The following is a 20,090-nucleotide window of genomic DNA, read 5'->3' on the forward strand; positions in this document are numbered from 1 at the left end:
TTAAATTACACCTTGCTTCTTAAGCAAGACACGCACGATCTCAGATGGCGTAGCGCCATTACTTATCCAGTATTTGGCTCTCTCTTTGTCGAGCTTTATGGCTGGCGGCTTCTTTGATGGATCGTAGTAACCTATCTCATCTATTGTCTTGCCGTCTCTTGCGCGTTTTTTGTCTGCCACAACGATTCTCTGATGCGGCTTTTTCTTTGTACCAAACCTCTTGAGTCTAATTCGTACTGCCATTATTCCTCCTTCTCTCTTTTTATTTTAGCTCCTAATTTTTCTAGCTTTTCTTCGATGTTGTGATATCCCCTGTCTATATGATAGATCCTGGATATCTCTGTCTTTCCTTTGGCAACCAAGCCCGCGAGTATCAATGCCGCGGACGCGCGAAGATCTGACGCCATTACTGGCGCGCCGCTAAGCCGCGTAGCTCCCTTCACGATCGCGCTTGGCCCTTCGAGAAATACCTGCGCGCCCATCCTTGCGAGCTCGCTCACGTGCATAAACCTTTCAGGATATATCTTCTCAGTGATGACACTGATGCCCTTTGTCGCTGTCATAAGCGCCATCATCTGCGCCTGCATATCAGTTGGAAAGCCAGGGTATGGCAGAGTCGCAACATCTACTGGCTTTAAAGAGCGGGACTTTTTAACGTGCAGACCATCTTTGACACTCGTAACCTTTATCCCAACACTCTTTAATTTATCTACCAAGGCCCCTACATGCTCTATCCTGGCATGCTTTATAAATATGTCTCCCCCTGTAATAGCGCTCGCTATCATAAAGGTGCCTGCCTCGATCCTGTCGTAAATCACTGAGTGCTCTGCGCCATGAAGCGAGCGTACACCATCTATCTCTATGACAGGTGTTCCGTTTCCTTTTATCTTAGCGCCCATCTTAATAAGAAATCTTGCCAGATCATCTATCTCTGGTTCGCATGCAGCGCTTTCAATCACAGTCTTACCTTTTGCGAGTGTCGCAGCCATCATAAGATTTGCAGTTGCCAGGACACTTGAACCAAAATTTCCACCAAGATACACCCTGCTCCCTCGAAGCTCTTTCGCATTTGCTACTATATAACCATGTTCGATCTTGATATCAGCTCCTATTGAACGCAACCCTTTTACATGTAAATCAATAGGCCTTGGACCTATGACGCATCCGCCAGGCATTGAAACTTCTGCATGCTTTAGCTTAGCCAATACAGGGCCAAGCACGCATATAGAAGCCCTCATTGTACTCACCAGCTTATATGGCGCAGTATAATTGGAATAACCAGCTGGCTCCACTATAACAGTATCGTCTTCCATTGCCACCTTTGCGCCCAGATAACGCATTATCCGAAGCATAGTATAGACGTCTCTCAGTGGCGGCACATTTTTTATTATTGATTTTCTGTCTGTTAAAAGTGTTGCTGCCAGAATAGGGAGCGCCGCGTTCTTTGCGCCGCTTAACTCAACGCTGCCTTTTAACCTTACCCCGCCTTCTACAATAAACTTATCCATACAATCCTATCTATGTCACTAAAGTCCCTTTTTACCCTATATATCCTATATATACTTTTTGCCCCAAATATATCCAATATTGCATCCCTCTGCCCAAAACCTATCTCTAAAAATATAGAGCCCTTCTCTCTTAAATACACTGGCGCCTCATTCTCTATGCGCCTGTAAAAATCCAAGCCATCCTCTCCGCCATACAGGGCTCTTCTTGGCTCGCAGCGCACCTCTTCCTGCAGCCATTCAAAATCAGCCTTTTTTACATACGGCGGGTTGCATACTATTATATCAAATTTCTCTCTTTTTTCCAACGGTAAACCTTTAAAAAGATCGCCTTCGTAAAATGTAATGTTCTTCTCAACCTTATGACGCGTAGCATTTTTTCTTGCAATCTCAAGACTTGCCCCTGAAATATCCGTAGCAACGATTTCTGCATCAGGAAGCGCATGCGCCAAACTAACAGCAATATTCCCCGACCCAGTACAGAGATCCAACACCCTTGTCCCTTGTCCCCTGCCCCTTGTCCCTTCCAACACCTCCCAAACAAGCATCTCCGTCTCCGGCCTCGGAATAAACACGTCTTTATTCACGACAAAGTCCAGTCCCATGAAATCAGTACGACCTTCTGTATATTGAATAGGTTCAATCATGTCATGTCGAGTAAGGCGAAACCTCCGTCATGTTATGTGGCGGAGGTTTCGCCTTGGGCACCCTGTCCCAGTTTTAATTTTCTCTCTGCCTGCAAAAGCGCGTCTATGATCTCGTCTATCTCACCTTCCATTACCCTGTCCAGCTTGTGAATCGTAAATCCTATCCTGTGGTCAGTCACGCGCCTATCTGGAAAATTATACGTCCGTATCTTTTCGCTGCGATCGCCTGTGCCTACCTGGTTTTTTCTATCGCTTGCTGTCTTTTTTTGCTGTTCCCGCCGCAGATTATCAAGCACCCTCGCTTTAAGCACCTTCATTGCGGCGGCCTTGTTTTTGTGTTGAGATCGCTCATTCTGACATTGCACCACTGTCCCGGTCGGGATATGCGTGATCCTTACAGCAGAATCCGTGACATTCACATGCTGACCTCCTGCGCCACCCGCACGATAAGTATCTATCTTCAAATCCTGCGGATTTATCTGCATATCCACATCCTCTGCTTCAGGCAAGACAGCCACAGTTACGGCAGAGGTATGTATCCTGCCAGAAGACTCAGTGGTAGGAACGCGCTGCACTCTGTGCGCTCCCTTTTCATGCTTTAATTTTTTATAGACATTCTTTCCTTTTATGGAAAATATTACTTCCTTGAAGCCTCCAGCCTCTGCAATGTGGCTATCCATCACCTCTATCTTCCAGCCAGCCTTTACAGCATGCTTGGAATACATTCTGAAAAGATCTCCCGCGAATAACGATGCCTCCGCGCCTCCTGTGCCTGCCCTTATCTCCATAATGACGTCTTTAGCGGCATCTACATCCTCATCCAGGATCATCTCTTCGAGCTTGAGTTGCAATCCACCCTTCTTCTTTTTCAGCTCGCTGATCTCCTTCTTTGCCATGTCAATAAGCTCAGCATGCGACTCTTTTTCCAAAAGCCTCTCTGTGTCGCTTATCTCAGCAAGGATCTTCTTGTATTCTTTGTATTTCGCTACGGTATCTTCCAGGGACGCAAGTTCCTTGGCAAGCTTCTGATATCTCTCCCTGTCAGAAACCACCCCACTATCCATCATAAAACCATGGATCTCTTCATAGCGTTTTAGCTGAGCATCAAATTTCTCAAACATAATTTATTTCTTCTTGTATTTCTTCAAGAACTTCTCGACCCTGCCGGCAGAATCAATGAATTTTTGCTTGCCCGTGAAGAATGGGTGACATTTGGAACATATCTCCACGCGGATATTCTGCTTTGTAGAGCGTGTATGAATAACCTCACCACACGCGCATATAATGGTCGTATCCTTGTAATTCGGATGTATCTTCTCCCTCATGTTCTCCTCCTTATTGGTTCATGCTCTCTAAAAATTCCTCGTTCGACTTTGTCCTTCTGAGCTTGCCAAGAAGAAGCTCCATTGCCTCAATACTGTTTAGCTCATTCAGGACCTTTCTTAATATCCACACCCTCTGCAGTTCTTTCTCGCTCATCAAAAGCTCTTCTTTTCTTGTGTTTGATCTTTTGATGTCGATCGCTGGGTAGACCCTTCTCTGGAACAGGTTTCTATCCATCTGCAGCTCCATGTTTCCAGTTCCTTTAAATTCCTCGAATATGACCTCGTCCATCCTACTGCCTGTGTCAACTAAGGCAGTAGCTATTATCGTAAGGCTCCCGCCCTCTTCTATGTTCCTGGCAGCGCCGAAGAATCTCTTTGGTTTATGAAGCGCGCTCGAATCCACACCGCCTGAAAGTATCTTTCCAGAATGCGGCACAACTGTGTTATACGCCCTTGCCAAACGCGTTATGCTATCGAGAAGTATCACGACATCCTTCTTATGCTCGACAAGCCGCCTTGCCTTCGCAAGCACCATCTCTGCCACCTGCACGTGCCTCTCAGCAGGCTCGTCAAATGTCGAACTTACTACCTCGCCTTTTACTGAGCGCTGCATATCCGTAACCTCTTCAGGTCTCTCATCTATAAGAAGTACCATTATAGAGGCATCAGGACAGTTTATCGCTATGCTATTCGCCACCTTCTGCATGATAATGGTTTTTCCACTGTAAGGCGGGGCGACTATCATACCCCTCTGCCCTTTTCCTATGGGTGTCAATAGATCCATTACCCGTGTTGAAAGCTCATCCTTTTTTGTTTCCAATTTAAATCTCTCGTTCGGATAAAGAGGTGTAAGGTTATCGAATAATATCTTATCCTTTGAGGCCTCAGGCCCTTCAAAATTTATCGCCTCTACCTTAAGGAGCGCAAAATATTTTTCACCCTCCTTTGGCGGCCTTATCTGCCCGCTCACAGTATCGCCCGTGCGCATGCTAAATTTTTTAATCTGCGAAGGTGAGACATATATATCATCCGGACCTGGAAGATAATTGTAATTGACAGAGCGCAAAAATCCAAATCCATCAGGAAGCGTCTCCAGCACGCCCTCGCCAAATATGAGGCCTGCCTTTTCTGTCTGCGCCTGAAGCACCTTAAATATCAGCTCCTGCTTTCTCAGCCCACTCACACCATTGACCTTTAGATCTACCGCCACCTTGTTCAGCTCTGACACTTTCAAGGATTTAAGTTTTTCAATATCTAATTTCTCTTTTACATTCATGTCACACTCCTAATTGTTTCCAGATCTTCCTGACCTGGGATAGTGTTTTTTTCTTCGATCCGCTATTATCTATGGTAAAGTCTGCAAGCGTCAGCTTTTTTTTTAAACTCGCCTGCATCCTTATTCTCTGTAAGCTGTCCTTTTTCCTTGAGTCGGCTTTGACAACGATTATTTTGTCCATATTTTTATAAAAATCACTCTCTATCAGAAGCGCGGCATCCACAACAATCTTTCTCTTTTTATTTCTTCGAATTATTTTATTTATTTCTTTTATCGCAGATGGATGTACTAATTTATTCAATAGATCCAATCTCGATCTATTACTAAACACGATCTCTGCAAGCCTGTGCCTGTGGATATTCTTTCTCGCATCAAGTATGCCTGCTCCGAAATGCTTAATGATCTTTTTGTACACTTGTTTAGGGCGCTCCATCAGGGAATGGCAAACCCTGTCAGCGTCGATCACAAAGGCGCCGCACCTCGCAAACATCTTTGCAACAGTACTCTTGCCGCTGCCATAATTACCCGTGATTCCTATTAACATTCTTCCATCTCCAGCCAATTCTTCCCGCACTTCACTGTTACCTTTACAGGCACGCGCAATTTTACAGCTCCCTCCATCTTTGTGCGGATAAGCTCCTTCATTGTCTCAAGCTCTTTCTTCGGCGCCTCGAACACCAGTTCATCATGCACCTGGAGCGTCATCACAGAAGAGAGTTTTTGCTTTTTTATTTCCTTGTGAATATCTATCATTGCGATCTTTATAAGGTCAGCTGCTGAGCCCTGTACAGGCGCATTGATCGCTATCCTCTCAGCCTGCTGCTGTTCTCTGGCGCCGCCTGTATTTATCTCAGGGATATATCTTCGTCTGTTAAAAAGCGTTGTTACGTACCCTATATCCCTGGCGCTCTCGATCGTATCCTCCATATAAGTCTTTACGCGCGGATATCTCTCGAAATATGCGTCTATAAACTGTTGTGCGCTTGCCGGATCAATAGAAAGGCCTCGAGACAAACCAAACGCGCTAATACCATAGACAATACCAAAGTTTACTGTCTTGGCATTCGAACGCATCTCAGGGGTAACGCCCTTTTCATCTACGTCAAAGATCAGGGACGCGGTATGCGTGTGTACATCTATGTCTTTTTCAAATGCGTCTACCAGCTCCTCGTCGCCTGATAAATGCGCCAGGATCCTCAGTTCGATCTGCGAGTAATCCGCTGCCACGATATATCTATCTTTTTCTCCAATAAACGCCTTTCTGATTCTTCTACCCTGCTCTGTCTTAATAGGTATATTTTGCAGGTTTGGCTTACTGGAAGAAAGCCTGCCTGTAGCTGTAACTGTTTGATTAAACGACGTGTGAAGCCTCCCTGTTTTTTTATTTATAAGTTCGGGCAGCGCGTCTATATATGTTGATTTCAGCTTTGACAGTTCTCTATACAGCAAAAGTTCTTTTGGTAATGGATGCACGCTCGATAATCTCTCCAATACACCTACATCCGTTGAAAAGCCTGTCTTTGTCTTTTTTATCACTGGCAGTTCCAGCTGCTCAAACAGGATCTTGCTCAGCTGCTTTGGTGAATTTATATTAAATTCACCCCCTGCCATTTTATAAATATTTTTTACTGTGTCAGCTAAAATCGCCTCTACCTCTTTTGATTCCTTCTTTAATAAGGCAGTGTCTATCTTTACGCCATTTCTCTCTATCTGCGACAGCACTTCTACCAAAGGCATCTCTATATCATTAAAAAGGCTGGACAGTTCCTTTTTGAAAAGCTCTTTTTCTAAGATCTGTTTCAGTCTCAACGTAACATCGCTATCCTCGCAGGAATATTCAGAAAGGCTATCCAGGGGCACCTCGTCCATGTTTATCTTTTTTTTGCCAGAGCCTAAAAGATCTGTCATTGATATCATCTTGTGGTCAAGGTATTCAAATGCAATGTCATCGAGATTATGATTAAGCTTTGAAGGATTTAATAAATACGACGCGATCATCGTATCGAACTCGATCCCCTTAAGCTCTATACCCTGCATTGCCAGGATAAGCTTTTCATACTTGATATTTTGCCCGATCTTTTTTATCTTTTCGTCCTCTAGGATTGGTTTCAGAGCACTAAACGCATACGCCATCCCAACCCCTTGTCCCTTGTCCCTTGCCTGCCCCGTACGAAATCTTTGATTTTCGTATGGGGTCCCTTGTCCCTTCGCTAACGCCACATAGTATGCCTTGCCTGGTTCCCAGCAAAACGAAACACCAAGTGGCCTTGCCTGCAAAGGATCCTCGCCTGTAGTTTCGAAGTCTAAGACAAACGAATCCTGCTTCTTCAATTTTTTCACAAGCTCATCAAATTTGGCCTTATTGGTTATGGTCTCGTAGCTGGCCTCTTGCCGCACCTGAGAATCTTGAGACGAAAACTCTTTTGCAAAGGCCTTGAATTCCAGGTCTTTAAAGATACCCAAAAGTCTTTGTGTATCAGGTTCACTCAAGCGCATGGATTCTTCGTCTATATCTATAGGCACAGCGCTATCCAGGATAGCCAGCTCCTTTGACATGTGAGCGCTCTCTTCGCCGTCCTTTAAAGTCTTTCTTTTTGAATCGCTTTTTATCTTATCAAGATTCTTGTAGAGCATGCCTATATCACCAAACTCCTTTATTAAATCAATGGCTGTCTTTTCGCCTATGCCGTGCACGCCTGGTATGTTATCTGTCTGGTCCCCTGCAAGCGCCATAAGATCCACGATACTCTCAGGCCCCAGGCCGGAAAACCTCTCTTCCACCTTTTTTCTATCATAAATAAGGCCTTCCTTATGCGTGGAACATATCTTTATATTCTCGCTTACGAACTGCAACATATCTTTATCGCCAGTCATTACGTAGGTCATTATGTCTTTTTTTGAAACCTTTTTGGCGATCGTGGCAAGGATATCATCTGCCTCAAAGCCCTGTTTTTCAAATATCGGAATATTATACGCCGATACTACCTCTTTTATGAGCGCCATCTGCGAGACAAGGTCATCTGGCATGGGTTTTCGCGTTATCTTATAATCCTTGAATTTCTTATGCCTGAATGTCGGGCCTTTTAGATCAAAGGCTATAGCGAGATAATCCGGTTTTTCGCTAGCGAGCAACTTTTTGAGCATCAACACAAATCCGTAGACCGCGTTTGTCGGCATGCCCTTCGAGTTTCTGAGCTCTTTTATGGCATAAAAAGCCCTGTAACAATAAGAATTTCCATCAATCAAAAATAATTTCTTCTTTTTCATGGATTGCTGTATGAAATGGAAGGATTTATGTGCGAAAATTAGTGAAGCTATTCCGGCAAAATATTAAGTATTGCCTCGAACTCTTTTCTTGCGCCAGGAAAATCGTCCTTCTGATAGCGCATTATGCCTTCATTATAATGATCTCCTATCCTCTCCTCCTTCATTTTATTTTTTACTTCCTGTTCCAGCTCCAAAAGCGCTGGATCACTGGGATTATCCTTTTTTGCCAGCCTTAGTGCATCAAGTGCCCTTGCGTATTCTCCTTTACCCAGATAATTTCGGGCCTTTGAGTAAGAGCTGCTAGCACCACCAGAAGCTGGCCTGGCCTTTTTAACACTGCTTGAGCGTTTAGCAGTCTTTTTACTCGTAGTAACGGCGGGTGTCTTTTGCTTTTCCTCTCGCAGTCTTTCTTCTGCCAGCCTCAACGACTCCTCTAGCTCTGCATCAATATCAGATCTCCTTGCCTCTTCCTTTGGAACACCTCCGAGCCTTGTCCATTCATCGCTAGAGGTCTTTTTCTTCTTCGCCTGCTTTTTCTTAACCCTTTTTCTCTTTACTATTCTTTTCTTTGGCCTGGGTCCTTCGACAAGCTCAGGACTTCGCTTCGCTCGCTTTCTTACTATTTTTTTCTTTGGCCTTGGTTTTATATCGCTTTTTACTGTCTTCTCTTCTGATTTGCGCTCTATCCTTGTCCACTCGTCCGAGTCTTTTTTCTTTTGCTGTCCTGTTTCTTCTTCTGGTGCTTGCTGTTCAAAAGTCCTTTCGATCTCTTGTATCTTTTTTGCATCAAGTAATCCTAATTTCTCTAGCCTTTGCCTTGCTTCATTTGTCCATGCGTCATTGGGCCTGCCAAGCTTATATCGCTTCATCCAGTAATACGCGGCCTTTTCAAGTTCTCCTTTTCTCTCGTATAGAAGCGCTAGATTCGTGTGGGCCTTTTCATAGCCAGGATCTATTATCAGGGCCTTCTGATATTCTGACTCAGCCCTATCAAGCCAACCCTTGGCCTCAAACAAAATCCCCAGGTCATTGTGCGGGGCAGCGTAATCTACATCCAGGGCAATTGACTTTTGATACCAGGAAATAGCACTGTCTATATCGCCTCTTTCCTGTGCCTCATATCCCTTTCCACGATAAGATGCAGCCTCATCCTTAAGTACTGCACCATATATATAACTAGTATTTACTAAAGATATAAGTGTTAGATAAAATAATATTATAAGGACTTGCGAAAAATACCTTCGCATTAATATCTCCATTTTTCACAAGTGTATCATATGGGCTTTGTTACGTCAAGGGCTATTTTATACTTTTGGAAAAATATCCTCCAGTCATGGCGTCCAGATCTGCAGTGAGTTCTTCTACGCGAAGCGCGCTTTCCATTTTATTCTTTATGTCAGTTGGCGGTGAAAGCTCAAGCTCTATCTGCAACCTGCGACGCTCAAAATATGTCCTAGTGATCTCGTCAAGTACATCATCCCTTAGCTGCACCATGAGCTTTGATCTTATGTCTATTGTAGTCTGGTTAGGATTCCAGATGATTTCGCCAAGGTCCCATTTAGCAGAAACACCCCAGTCGTGCGGGCCTGTGTAATACCTATCTGCTCCGCTGTCATAATTTATAGTCTTATCATAATCCACTGACACTTCCGGCAATAAAGGCTTCATTCTTGCCCCTCGCCTCCAGTTTTTTATTTTATCCGGATGCACCTCTGCGTATTCAATAGCTGCTTCCTGGATCTCCCTGATCGTAGGCTCATAGTCAAAATCTTCAAACACATCTCCTTCATCAAAAAAGCCGAGGCTGGGCCTCGGCTTTTTTGTATTATGCAATCCCTTATCTGTTGCGACCCAGATCCTCTTATTGCTGTCGATTGATAAAGAGTAAGCCTTGTTCGCTGACATGCCTTTATATAGCGCTGTCCAGCTCTGGTCTTTTTTATTGAAAATAAAAATGCCTTTATCTGTTGCCGCATAAAGATCGTCTTTAAATAAAAGTCTTTTTATCTTTTGGGATAATAATCCGCTGGATGGAAACACGCCCCATGTTTCTCCTGTATTGCTGCTTGTAAATATCCCTGAGTCGGTCGCGAGATAAATTTTTCCCTTGTCAATCGCGATGCTATTGACTGGTTTAGTTGAAGTCGCCGCATAATCTGCTTCATCGCTGTCATATTCTGACTCTTCTACAGCAGTCACAAATACCCTTTTCCATTTTCCCTCTCTTCCTTTATATACACCTGTTTCTGCCGCGAGAAAATCATGATCACCTAGAAACGCGACCCACTTTACGCTAAGATCCTGATCTTTTTTCCAAGTTGCGCAATTATCACTGCTAATAAAAAGACCTCTTCTTGTCCCAAGATAAATATCGCCATTCCGGGAAAAGGCCACATGCGATACATTATTCTCTTTTGCCCCTACACCTTTAAACACCTTCTTCCATTTGCTTTTTCCATCAATGCTTTTAAATGCGCCTCTTTCCGTGCACACAAACACTGCCTTTCTTGAAACCGCTACGAAATTAATACTATTCCCATCCTCTCTTGCGGTAAATACTACGGTCCAACTCTCACCGCTGTTCTCGCTCCTGTACATCTTCTTCTCAGACGAAGCATAAATAACACCCACCTTGGTAGGGTCCACCGCGACCTCTTTCATCTCAGCCTCGCTTATTCCCGTTACTATGTCCCATGCGTGGTCGGCGAATACGCTGGAACAGCACAAAATTACCGCCAGTAAAATTAAAACATGCTTCATAAAACACCTCCCTTTAGTATATTAGACACATGAGAAGGCGAAATTCTTTCATTTTTTTTCAGTATAGTCTTGCGGAAGGATAAAAGGCAAGCATAAACGGGTCACAAAATAATGCCTGAGAGACAGACCAACCCCTTAACTTTATACTTTTGTGACACACAGAAAAGTATAAAGTTAAAGGAGTTGCTTTAGAATTTTTGGGATGACGTTGTTTTCTAGGTTTTCTAGGCTGAAGGGTTTGGTGATGTAATCAGCTGCTCCTGATTCTTTTGCTAGGTCCATTACTACTTTTTCATCAACGCCTGTCATCATAATGACCTTGATATTCTTATCGATTTCTTTTATCTGCTGTAAAACCTTTATCCCTGATGGCCCAGGCATTCTTATATCTAAGAGCACTATGCTTGGCCGCTTTTCTTTTACTATAGCTAAAGCACTCTTCCCTTCATTGGCTACAAAGACTTCGTAATCTCTCTTGCTAAAAAAGTTTTGCAGGTAATCACTGGTTGGGAGATCATCATCAACTATTAATAATTTAACCATTGTATATCCTCCGTATCTTATTTTCCAAGCAATTCACAGATCTTGTCCGTAAGAACGTCCCACTTAAATGGCTTTACTATATAGGCGTCTGTACCCACTTCTTCGCCTGTCTTTTTATCTGAATCCAAAGCTCGGGCTGTAAGCATAACTATAGGAATGTCCTTATGTTCGGAGTCGTATTTTAACATACGGCAGACCTTATAACCGTCCATCTTTGGCATCATGACATCTAATATTATTAGATCTGGTTTTTTGCTGCGTGCCTCCTGGAGGGCCATATGACCATCATAAGCTACCATAACTTCATAGCCATCACTTTCCAGGCGCGACTTTGTCATGCGCGATATGTCTTTTTCGTCCTCAACCAGTAATATTCTCTTTTTATCCATGATCAAACTCCTCTTTCTATACCAATATAGCCTAGAATATCATACTTTTAAGGAAATTCAAGTAAATATTACCAATCCCAGTTTATAAAAGGCTTTGCCTTGGCTTTCTTTTTCCTCTTTTCCGTAGCTATAGCCTTCTGGATCCTATTTATAAGATGCTCAATAGCGCTTTCATTGACATTAATGAACTCTATACCCATTTTAAAAAGTTTTGCGTCATGCGTTGCTTTTTTCTTTGCGTACTTAACCTCTCCTTCGCCAGCTATAGTCACGCTGCTTAAATTAGACACTATTTCAAACTTAACCTTACTACCTGGCTTTATCTCCTTATCTGCACACACATGCATCCCAGTAAAACTTATATCCTTCAAATCCGCAGCTATACTACAAGATTTGATCTTTAGCGTAACACTCCCCTCAACCAAATACCTCTGATATCTCCTGGGTTTATAAGTCACAACACTCTCCTCAGATAAAGCTTTTCAAAAATCTAAACATCTTTTGTCCTGTCCTTATTATTTGGGTTTTTGCTTCTTTTGGGTATAAAATATAAAAATCTGAAAAATCAGTTATCCCTCCGTCGCCACTTTCAATTGGATCGAACTCTAATAAATTATCTTTATTGTCCCATCTAAAATAAGGAAATCCAAGCTTTTTATGTACCTTGAGTACAGTCTTCTCCTCCCCTTCAATGTTTAACAATCTAGGAGGGCCAACAAAGCAGCCGTTGTTCTGATTAACCCATAGTTTTATAAATCCTCCTTTTACAATTTCAACCATATGGCTAACCCAAGTCTCAGAATCTTTCATATATACAAGTGTACCTATGGGTAAAGATTTTAAATCAACGGATTGCACTTTTTCCCAGTCTTTTTTATCTCCATTATATGACGCAGGATAGGGCTCTCTAGCAACAGCGACCCATTTGTCTGCTTGAACTGAAACAAATGAATCAAACTCTGGGTATTCTTTAGGATTATGGAGTCGCTTAAAGACAGGGAATTCAACTTCTTCAATCCATCCTACTGCTGCAAGAGAAATAAAAATATCAATAATGTCTATCAAAAACTCGTCTATTCTAATTCTATCTTTAACACCTAAGTGGTCTTTTGAATCGACTACAGTACCAAGTACTTCATTCTTGCGCTGCAGATAAAGAATCTTTAGTTTATCGTCTGATAAACGCCTCCTAGACTCCTTGACAAAGATAGTGTCTGCAAAATAAAAGTCCTGGCCCACTTTAATTCTCTCTGATATATCACTGATTACTTTATAAAAAAGAGGTAAAGCATCCAAAAGGTAACCGCTTGGAACAAGATTTTGAAGATAACAGAGTTCAATAATGTTCTCAGTAGGAAAATCTATCTTGATAACTTCTTTGCCGTTTATAATATCTTTTGTCACAAAATCATGGTCTGGCGATTTTGCAATTTTCGATATATTATTGATATCCATGTGCAGTAAATCAGTTCCCATTCTGTGATCCAAGTAACCCTTTTTAAGCTTAGCGATCCAACTGAGGATATTTGCAGCTAAACTCCCCATGTATCTCTCTTGCAAAAGACGAGGATCTACGCTAAAAGCCTCTTTTTTTAAATAATCAAGAAACTCCTTTCTATCTGATTTTATCCTTACAATCTTTGCTTTTGTGCGTTTGCCTTTTGCAAAACAAATGGATGTCCTATTTTGACCTTGAAGTATCCAAAACTTATCGTTACCTAAATCCAAGACATCCGCTGGATGATCTTCGACAAAATCTTCTATCGACTCATTGTTATCGTCCAGCATTCTTAATAGATCGATCAGTTGCAATACATAAGGAGGGTGAAGAAATACCGCATTTTCAGGAGAAAGATATACATGTTCATCTGTTGTTTTCCACCATTTTTCTTCTTCGCTCAAGCTGGCTATCTCTTTATTGAAGTCGCTGGCAAACCCATAAATCTCTTCCCCCAGGTATTCATTCTTACGCCACCATAAATGAAAATCTAAAGTAGACCCACTAGTTCTGCACATCCTATACGTGTAAAATAGCTGATACAATCTCCGATCGATAAGTATTTTCTTATCAAAAAAACTAAGCCCGACATAGTTATCCGAACTTTCATATTGAATCAAATCCCCATCGGAATTCGCTGCGCGTGCAAGAGTTTCTACTCTTTCTATCTCTTGTTGTGAAATTAAGGGTTTCCTTAGATATCCCACATCAGACCCATACACTAAACCATTAGACAGGCACAATGTGGCCATTAAGATAACTGCGATTCCTGCATTATATCCTTTTCCAAACTTTCTCATAATCTACCCAAAAAATTAGCCTCCCCTTTTTATAAGGCTATATTGCTCCTATACCTATTCTAATGATAATTATACCATATAGATGCGCCATTTTCAACTTAACTTTACATTTTTGTGACACACAGAAAAGCTGTAGCTGTAGGCCAGGTTTAAACCTGGCCTACTAGCCCAAGATAATGCTCACCTTCTTCTTTTTTGCCGTGTTTGAGGCAGCCTTTAGCGTAGATTTGGCATTTGCGCTGGAGCTCAGCTGCGACGAGATTGCGCTGGCCTGGGGTGAGTGCACTTGAATCTAGTAGTTTGCGAATTGATTGTATACGATATTTGTCGATACCTGTGGCGTAAATGGACGATAATTGGTCTGGTCTGCCGCCGTCTTTTAAGGTCAGGGGCTTGTCTATCAGCAGGAATTCGTGGTTTACGCTTGTGCGGAGCCAGAAATCATAGTCTTCGCAGCATGGGAGGTTTTCGTTAAAGACTCCCACTCTATCAAAAAGTTCACGCCGCACCATTACTGTGGACATGCTTACGACACATAAAGGCAGACATTTATCAAAAATATACCCAGAATGCTTTTTGTGTTTTTTCTTCTGGTTAAGAAGTTTGCCATTTTTATACCATATCTCTTGCGTGTGTGAAATGAGACGCTGGGGGCTTTTCTGCATTGCGTCGATTTGTATGGCAAGCTTATCTTTGTCCCACCAGTCATCTGAGTCGAGAAATGCTATAAAAGGTTTTGTGGATTTTTCTATTCCTCTATTTCGCGCCCATGCAGGGCCTTTCTGAGCAGTGTCTTCGATAACGATCAACTCAAAATCTTTATATGTCTGGGATGAGACTGAATCTATGGCCTTTTTTAAAAGAGTTGGGCGATTATAGGTGGGGATAATGACGCTTATCATGTCTGGTCATTCTATTGTGATTTTGCCTGTACTTCCGATTATTGAGATGGTTCTGGATTCGCCGCGCTTGTCAGCAATGGTGATGGAGCCGCTTATGCCTTTTATTGCGCCTGTTGAAAAAAAAGTGACTTTGTCCTCTTCAAAGGTTATAGGGTCGTCCTTCTCGCCTTCTTCAGTCTCTGGGACTTTGAATTCTATAGAACGCGAAAGTCTTCTTTTCTTTTCAAAAATAGCTCCAGTAGAATCCTCTATCCAGTATTCTCCCTCTTCTATATCAAACACAACTGTATTTTCTTCCCTGTGTGTAATAGCATTGCTTCTTGCAACGCGCAATGTACCCATGATAGCCCTTGCAGAAGTTTTTATGCGCAAACCCTTGCCAAATCCAGACGTAAACGGCAAAGAAATCCCAAGAAGCATCGCAATAATAGCCAATACAACAAGCATCTCCACTAACGTGAAACCAATTTTACCAATTCGTAATGTCGTCTTTTTCTGTTCCATCGCCTTTTCCATTTGGGCCCAGGGAATAAATGTCGTATGAATATTCATTGTTCACGCCAGGGTTCGTATAAACATAGGGATTGCCCCATGCATCGAGATATGCGCCTTCTTCGTCCCGCTCTTTGTCTTTGATCTTCATATACGGGCCGCTCCAGTCAAGATCTTCTGGGTCTTCTGTTAAAGCTGCGACCAAATTCACGTTGCCAGATTCAGGATATTCGCCCATGTCTGTCTCATACATGCTTATGGCTGTCTCCATCGTGGCGATCTGCGCCTTTGCCTTAGTCATGGCGCCACGCTTCCTAGCCTGCTGCGCACCACTAACTACCATACCAGCAAGAATGGTGATGATTGCTATCACAACTAAGAGTTCGATCAAGGTAAAGCCTTTATTTTTCATAACTCACCTTTCTTCAGCGTATTTCCGCGTCTCAACTTTACTTGGCAAGGCTGGACCTCGGCTTTTTTAAAAAAGCCGAGGTCCAGCCTTGCCAAGTAAAGTTGAGCTTCCGCGGGGTTCCGCGATTATACATACTCCTTCGTCTCGCGCAAGACCTCTTCCACGCCAGTCTCCCCAGCAATGATCTTTGCTATACCGTCCTGACGCAATGTCTTCATGCCGAGTTGTTGCGCAGCGATTCTGATCTCTGAGGAACTCGCGCGTTTTACAATGAGGTCTCTTATTTTTTCCTCCATTATAAACAATTCGTATATCCCTACGCGGCCCTTATATCCTGAACCATTGCATTCTGAACAACCCTTGCCTTTATAAAATTTTACACCTTTTAGCTCGTCCGCTGAAAGGCTTAGTTCAGAGATCTCATTCTTCTGGGGCTCGTATGGCTTTTTGCATTTCCGGCAAAGCAGTCTCAATAGCCTCTGCGCAATAACTACCCTCACAGTAGATGTTATAAGAAATGGCTCCACGCCCATGTCCATTAGCCTTGTGATAGCGCCTGGCGCGTCATTGGTATGCAGGGTACTAAAGACCAGGTGGCCTGTGAGCGCGGACTGAATCGCTATTTCTGCTGTTTCAGAATCGCGGATCTCTCCCACCATTAAGATATCAGGGTCCTGCCTCAGCATATGGCGCAATGTCTTTGCGAATGTAAGGTCTATCTTGGTATTTATTGCTATTTGTATAATACCCTCTATGTCATATTCAACAGGGTCCTCAGCAGTAATTATCTTGGATTCGATCTTATTTATCTCCCGTAAACACGAGTACAGTGTTGTTGTCTTTCCGCTACCTGTTGGACCAGTAGTAAGTATTATGCCATTGGGCCTGTCTATTGCCTTTCTGAGCTTAGATTTAACGTCGTCATTCATGCCGAGCTGGTCAAGCGACAGGCTCACAACACTTTTATCCAATACCCTCAGGACAATGCTCTCGCCATAAAGAGTCGGCAATGTCGAGACCCTCAGATCCACAGACTTAGTGCCTATCTCCATCATGATCCTGCCGTCCTGCGGAAGTCTATTCTCTGCAACATCCAGGTTTGCCATGACCTTTATCCTGGAGCTTATGGCAAGGCTAAGGTCTTTTGGCGGATGCGCGGCATCATAACACACACCGTCTATCCTGTAGCGTATTTTATATTCTTTTTCAAACGGCTCAAAGTGTATATCTGATGCCTTCTCCCTTATTGCGCGAAGGAGCACCATATTTAATAATTTCACGACTGGCGCCTGCGACGCGATCTCCTTAAGCTTATCTGCATCAGCTGCTGCCTTGCTCGTGACTTTAGCAGATGTCTTTTTCGCTTCATCAATGATCTCGCCGAGCGACTCTTCTTCCTCGCCATAATAGCGCTCAACTGCCTTTTTTATCTCAGATTCATCCGCGGCGACCATCTTGATGTTTAATCCTATTACAAAGCGCAGGTCATCCGCCATTTTCATGTTTGACGGATCAGAAACAGCTATAATAATAGCGCCTTTCTCGATCTTTAGCGGCACAATATTGTAAAACTTCGCAGTGGAGGCTGATATCTTATTGATAGCGGCCCTGTCTATATTAGATAAATTATATTGCGATTTTTCAGACATCCTGTGTCACCCTTAGCACTTCCTGGATCGTTGTATAGCCTCGCCTTACCTTTTCCAGGCCATCGTCCTTTAAGCCCCGCATGCCTGCCTCTCTTGCCTTTTGGGCAATCTGAGTGCTGGAGGCATTATTCAATACCATCTCGCGTATCGCGTCAGTCATTGTCAAGAGCTCAAATATACCTATCCTTCCTTTAAAACCTGTATCACTGCAGGCAGAACACCCTTTACCTTTATAGAGTTCGACCTTTTCGTCTGGGCCTGGCGGCTTTAAACCAAGTAATTTGGATTCTTCATCAGAGGGCTTGTAGCCAATCCTGCACGACGGGCATATGGACCTTACTAATCTCTGGGCCAGCACGCCCTGCACTGTTGAAGACGTCAGATATGGTTTAATGCCCATATCAACCATTCTCGTAATAGCGCCTGCCGCATCATTTGTGTGTAGTGTGCTGAATATCAAATGCCCTGTAAGAGCAGACTGCACTGCTATCTGAGCTGTTTCCGTGTCTCTTATTTCTCCGACCATTATAATGTCAGGCGCCTGTCTCAGCATCGACCTGAGACCGCCAGCAAATGTAAGGCCTATCTGAGGATGGACCTGCACCTGGTTTATGCCGTCCAGCTGATACTCTACAGGATCTTCTATGGTGATGACCTTGCGTTCTTTCTGATTCACATGACTGAGTGTTGCATAAAGCGTGGTTGTTTTTCCGCTGCCTGTAGGGCCAGTCACAAGCAGCATACCATTCGGCAGGTTTATCAATCTCTCAAATGCCTTTCGCTGATCCGGCATAAATCCCAGGTCCTCAAGCCCGACTAGAAAACTTGATTTATCAAGGATCCTCATGACAACGCTCTCTCCATGTATGCCAGGTAAGCTCGATACCCTGAGATCCAATTCCTTTTTATCAATGCCTATTTTTATCCTGCCATCCTGGGGCAGGCGTTTTTCCGCAATATCCATGCCCGCCATGATCTTGAGCCTACTTATGATAGAACCCTGCAATCGCTGCGAAGGACCTGGCACCTCATACAAGACCCCGTCTATTCTGTAGCGCACACGAAATTTATGCTCCAATGGCTCAATGTGTATATCGCTCGCCCTCTGTTTTACCGCCTCCTGGATAATAAGATTTACCAGTTTTATTATTGGCGCGTCTTCAGTGCTGCCCTTTACAGCCTTTATGCCTTCTGAGGCCTTTGCAAAATCAATGCCTGAGGCTTGTTTGGATGCAGGTCCCAGGGCCTTTAGCACTTTATCCAGATCCTTGGTCTGGACAAGCTCAAACTCAACACTCGCGCCAGTCATCTTTTCCAAGTTTTTCTGGGCTAAAAAATTCAGGGGGTCATCTGTTCCAAGAACAAGATTATTATTCTCTTCTCTTAGAGGAATCAGTCGATGGGACGGACCAAGATTTACTGGCAGGCGATCCTTAAGCTTATCGTCGATATTCTCGGACTTTATCACTATAGGTAATATGCCTATCTGCGGAATAAGGGTCTTGCCTACCTCTTGATTCGACACATAGCCCAGCTTGACCAGAATGCTACTCAGTCTCTGGCCAGTCTTTGCCTGTTCTTCAAGGGCCTTCTGTATCTTTGCCTCATCCAAAAGCCCGATACCTATCAAAACCTCTTTTACCGCATCCTGTTTTCGTATCATTTGTTTATCATGCTCGCGAAATAGCCTGCGCCAAAGCCGTTGTCGATGTTTACGACAGTTACTCCGGGCGAACAACAGTTCATCATGGTCAAAAGCGGCGCAACGCCTTTAAAGCTGGAGCCATAGCCGACACTCGTGGGTACTGCTATGACAGGCTTATCTGTAAGTCCTCCCACCACGCTGGCAAGCGCGCCTTCCATGCCCGCGACAACAATAACGACATTTGCCTTGGAGAGTTCTTTTACCTTGTCAAGTAACCGGTGTATGCCAGCTACTCCCACATCGTATATCGTCTTTACTTTGTTGCCCATTACCTCCAGCGTAAGCCTTGCCTCTTCAGCAACAGGTATATCTGCCGTACCTGCTGTCAGGATCAAAACTGTTTTTTTGCTCTTTAACTTTTTCTTTTTCAAATAAATTATCCTGGACGCGGCATCATATTTTAAACTGGGACAGTCTATCTTTAGATAATCGTATAATTTTTCATCAGCTCGCGTAAAAAGGATATGCGGATTTCTTTTTAAAATATCGTTGAGGATTTTTTTCACATGCTGCGGCTTCTTGCCTTCACAATAGACGACCTCGCCAAACCCCTTGCGAAGCAGCCTGTGATGATCGATCCTGGCAAATCCTAAATTTTTATAAGGAAGATCTTTTTTTGAGCTCATTTAAAAATAAAATATAAAATGACTACTATTGCTGCGGCTGAATAGATATAAAAATCATTGAAATAAAAAAAGTCTTTTATGCCATCGAGGAAGGTGCGAGGTTCTCTTAGTTCACGTCTTCTTGGAGACCTGCGACGATAAAGATTAAGGTCATCGACTCTGAATCTAGTGTAAATCCCGCCTATCTTATAGGTAGGCACCTTGCTTCTTTCAGATAGTTTCTGTAATTCAGTAGCAGGCAGACCTAGATAGTCTGCCGCTTCTTCTAGTGTCAAAAATTTCTTCATCATAATT

General features: G+C 43.3%; 21 protein-coding genes. All 21 read right to left on the reverse strand.

The genetic code is table 11. The features are described from left to right. Positions 1-243 (reverse strand): 30S ribosomal protein S16, encoded by a 243-nt coding sequence (rpsP, locus tag P9L93_03705; protein ID MDP8230189.1) that lies wholly within the window; start codon positions 241-243, stop codon positions 1-3. After that, entirely contained in the window at positions 243-1,508 is a 1,266-nt protein-coding gene (murA, locus tag P9L93_03710) for a UDP-N-acetylglucosamine 1-carboxyvinyltransferase (GenBank protein MDP8230190.1), read from the reverse strand. The genes rpsP and murA overlap by 1 nt, the downstream gene beginning before the upstream one ends. After that, entirely contained in the window at positions 1,490-2,152 is a 663-nt protein-coding gene (gene prmC, locus P9L93_03715; protein MDP8230191.1) for a peptide chain release factor N(5)-glutamine methyltransferase, read from the reverse strand. The genes murA and prmC overlap by 19 nt, the downstream gene beginning before the upstream one ends. Before the next feature lie 32 nt (positions 2,153-2,184). Beyond that, positions 2,185-3,273, reverse strand: coding sequence for a peptide chain release factor 1 (gene prfA / locus P9L93_03720; GenBank protein ID MDP8230192.1), 1,089 nt, complete (start codon positions 3,271-3,273; stop codon positions 2,185-2,187). A 3-nt stretch (positions 3,274-3,276) separates the two neighbouring features. Next, positions 3,277-3,477 (reverse strand): 50S ribosomal protein L31, encoded by a 201-nt coding sequence (gene rpmE, locus P9L93_03725; GenBank protein ID MDP8230193.1) that lies wholly within the window; start codon positions 3,475-3,477, stop codon positions 3,277-3,279. A gap of 10 nt (positions 3,478-3,487) precedes the next feature. After that, on the reverse strand, positions 3,488-4,753 hold the full coding sequence (rho, locus tag P9L93_03730; protein MDP8230194.1) for a transcription termination factor Rho: 1,266 nt from the start codon (positions 4,751-4,753) through the stop codon (positions 3,488-3,490). Position 4,754: 1 nt separating this feature from the next. After that, positions 4,755-5,297 carry a dephospho-CoA kinase gene (gene coaE, locus P9L93_03735; protein ID MDP8230195.1) on the reverse strand — a complete coding sequence of 181 codons (543 nt, stop codon included), beginning with the start codon at positions 5,295-5,297 and terminating at the stop codon, positions 4,755-4,757. Continuing rightward, positions 5,291-8,020, reverse strand: a complete 2,730-nt coding sequence (gene polA, locus P9L93_03740) for a DNA polymerase I (protein ID MDP8230196.1) — start codon at positions 8,018-8,020, stop codon at positions 5,291-5,293. The genes coaE and polA overlap by 7 nt, the downstream gene beginning before the upstream one ends. Positions 8,021-8,067: 47 nt before the next feature. Continuing rightward, positions 8,068-9,279 carry a tetratricopeptide repeat protein gene (locus P9L93_03745; GenBank protein MDP8230197.1) on the reverse strand — a complete coding sequence of 404 codons (1,212 nt, stop codon included), beginning with the start codon at positions 9,277-9,279 and terminating at the stop codon, positions 8,068-8,070. Positions 9,280-9,319: 40 nt separating this feature from the next. Continuing rightward, the gene (locus P9L93_03750; protein MDP8230198.1) at positions 9,320-10,780 is read right to left on the reverse strand and encodes a two-component regulator propeller domain-containing protein; all 1,461 of its coding nucleotides are present in this window, start codon (positions 10,778-10,780) and stop codon (positions 9,320-9,322) included. Positions 10,781-10,954: 174 nt separating this feature from the next. Beyond that, complete coding sequence (locus P9L93_03755) at positions 10,955-11,323, reverse strand: response regulator (GenBank protein ID MDP8230199.1); 369 nt, start codon at positions 11,321-11,323, stop codon at positions 10,955-10,957. Between the two features lie 17 nt (positions 11,324-11,340). After that, positions 11,341-11,712, reverse strand: a complete 372-nt coding sequence (locus P9L93_03760) for a response regulator (GenBank protein MDP8230200.1) — start codon at positions 11,710-11,712, stop codon at positions 11,341-11,343. A 68-nt stretch (positions 11,713-11,780) separates the two neighbouring features. After that, the gene (locus tag P9L93_03765) at positions 11,781-12,170 is read right to left on the reverse strand and encodes a PilZ domain-containing protein (protein ID MDP8230201.1); all 390 of its coding nucleotides are present in this window, start codon (positions 12,168-12,170) and stop codon (positions 11,781-11,783) included. A gap of 10 nt (positions 12,171-12,180) precedes the next feature. Continuing rightward, positions 12,181-14,010: a hypothetical protein gene (locus P9L93_03770; GenBank protein MDP8230202.1), complete on the reverse strand. Its 1,830-nt coding sequence runs from the start codon at positions 14,008-14,010 to the stop codon at positions 12,181-12,183. A 149-nt stretch (positions 14,011-14,159) separates the two neighbouring features. After that, positions 14,160-14,912 (reverse strand): glycosyltransferase, encoded by a 753-nt coding sequence (locus tag P9L93_03775; GenBank protein MDP8230203.1) that lies wholly within the window; start codon positions 14,910-14,912, stop codon positions 14,160-14,162. A 6-nt stretch (positions 14,913-14,918) separates the two neighbouring features. Beyond that, positions 14,919-15,416, reverse strand: coding sequence for a prepilin-type N-terminal cleavage/methylation domain-containing protein (locus P9L93_03780; protein MDP8230204.1), 498 nt, complete (start codon positions 15,414-15,416; stop codon positions 14,919-14,921). Beyond that, positions 15,382-15,816, reverse strand: a complete 435-nt coding sequence (gene gspG, locus P9L93_03785; GenBank protein MDP8230205.1) for a type II secretion system major pseudopilin GspG — start codon at positions 15,814-15,816, stop codon at positions 15,382-15,384. The genes P9L93_03780 and gspG overlap by 35 nt, the downstream gene beginning before the upstream one ends. 125 nt (positions 15,817-15,941) lie before the next feature. Then, positions 15,942-17,465, reverse strand: a complete 1,524-nt coding sequence (gene gspE, locus P9L93_03790) for a type II secretion system ATPase GspE (GenBank protein MDP8230206.1) — start codon at positions 17,463-17,465, stop codon at positions 15,942-15,944. Further along, positions 17,458-19,128 (reverse strand): ATPase, T2SS/T4P/T4SS family, encoded by a 1,671-nt coding sequence (locus P9L93_03795; protein ID MDP8230207.1) that lies wholly within the window; start codon positions 19,126-19,128, stop codon positions 17,458-17,460. The genes gspE and P9L93_03795 overlap by 8 nt, the downstream gene beginning before the upstream one ends. Continuing rightward, positions 19,125-19,796 carry a nickel pincer cofactor biosynthesis protein LarB gene (gene larB, locus P9L93_03800; protein ID MDP8230208.1) on the reverse strand — a complete coding sequence of 224 codons (672 nt, stop codon included), beginning with the start codon at positions 19,794-19,796 and terminating at the stop codon, positions 19,125-19,127. Before larB ends, P9L93_03795 begins: the two co-directional genes overlap by 4 nt. After that, a complete protein-coding gene (locus P9L93_03805) occupies positions 19,793-20,086 on the reverse strand; it encodes a helix-turn-helix domain-containing protein (GenBank protein MDP8230209.1) in 294 nt (97 codons plus the stop codon). Before P9L93_03805 ends, larB begins: the two co-directional genes overlap by 4 nt. Positions 20,087-20,090 lie beyond the last annotated feature (4 nt).

Source organism: Candidatus Gorgyraea atricola (assembly GCA_030765235.1).
GTDB lineage: Bacteria > Omnitrophota > Gorgyraeia > Gorgyraeales > Gorgyraeaceae > Gorgyraea > Gorgyraea atricola.

Excerpts from the sequence above, each read along its gene's own strand:
- rpsP (MDP8230189.1), bottom strand. The coding sequence starts at position 243 with ATGGCAGTACGAATTAGACTCAAGAGGTTTGGTACAAAGAAAAAGCCG.
- murA (MDP8230190.1), bottom strand. The coding sequence starts at position 1,508 with ATGGATAAGTTTATTGTAGAAGGCGGGGTAAGGTTAAAAGGCAGCGTT.
- prmC (MDP8230191.1), bottom strand. The coding sequence starts at position 2,152 with ATGATTGAACCTATTCAATATACAGAAGGTCGTACTGATTTCATGGGA.
- prfA (MDP8230192.1), bottom strand. The coding sequence starts at position 3,273 with ATGTTTGAGAAATTTGATGCTCAGCTAAAACGCTATGAAGAGATCCAT.
- rpmE (MDP8230193.1), bottom strand. The coding sequence starts at position 3,477 with ATGAGGGAGAAGATACATCCGAATTACAAGGATACGACCATTATATGC.
- rho (MDP8230194.1), bottom strand. The coding sequence starts at position 4,753 with ATGAATGTAAAAGAGAAATTAGATATTGAAAAACTTAAATCCTTGAAA.
- coaE (MDP8230195.1), bottom strand. The coding sequence starts at position 5,297 with ATGTTAATAGGAATCACGGGTAATTATGGCAGCGGCAAGAGTACTGTT.
- polA (MDP8230196.1), bottom strand. The coding sequence starts at position 8,020 with ATGAAAAAGAAGAAATTATTTTTGATTGATGGAAATTCTTATTGTTAC.
- P9L93_03745 (MDP8230197.1), bottom strand. The coding sequence starts at position 9,279 with ATGGAGATATTAATGCGAAGGTATTTTTCGCAAGTCCTTATAATATTA.
- P9L93_03750 (MDP8230198.1), bottom strand. The coding sequence starts at position 10,780 with ATGAAGCATGTTTTAATTTTACTGGCGGTAATTTTGTGCTGTTCCAGC.
- P9L93_03755 (MDP8230199.1), bottom strand. The coding sequence starts at position 11,323 with ATGGTTAAATTATTAATAGTTGATGATGATCTCCCAACCAGTGATTAC.
- P9L93_03760 (MDP8230200.1), bottom strand. The coding sequence starts at position 11,712 with ATGGATAAAAAGAGAATATTACTGGTTGAGGACGAAAAAGACATATCG.
- P9L93_03770 (MDP8230202.1), bottom strand. The coding sequence starts at position 14,010 with ATGAGAAAGTTTGGAAAAGGATATAATGCAGGAATCGCAGTTATCTTA.
- P9L93_03775 (MDP8230203.1), bottom strand. The coding sequence starts at position 14,912 with ATGATAAGCGTCATTATCCCCACCTATAATCGCCCAACTCTTTTAAAA.
- P9L93_03780 (MDP8230204.1), bottom strand. The coding sequence starts at position 15,416 with ATGGAACAGAAAAAGACGACATTACGAATTGGTAAAATTGGTTTCACG.
- gspG (MDP8230205.1), bottom strand. The coding sequence starts at position 15,816 with ATGAAAAATAAAGGCTTTACCTTGATCGAACTCTTAGTTGTGATAGCA.
- gspE (MDP8230206.1), bottom strand. The coding sequence starts at position 17,465 with ATGTCTGAAAAATCGCAATATAATTTATCTAATATAGACAGGGCCGCT.
- P9L93_03795 (MDP8230207.1), bottom strand. The coding sequence starts at position 19,128 with ATGATACGAAAACAGGATGCGGTAAAAGAGGTTTTGATAGGTATCGGG.
- larB (MDP8230208.1), bottom strand. The coding sequence starts at position 19,796 with ATGAGCTCAAAAAAAGATCTTCCTTATAAAAATTTAGGATTTGCCAGG.
- P9L93_03805 (MDP8230209.1), bottom strand. The coding sequence starts at position 20,086 with ATGATGAAGAAATTTTTGACACTAGAAGAAGCGGCAGACTATCTAGGT.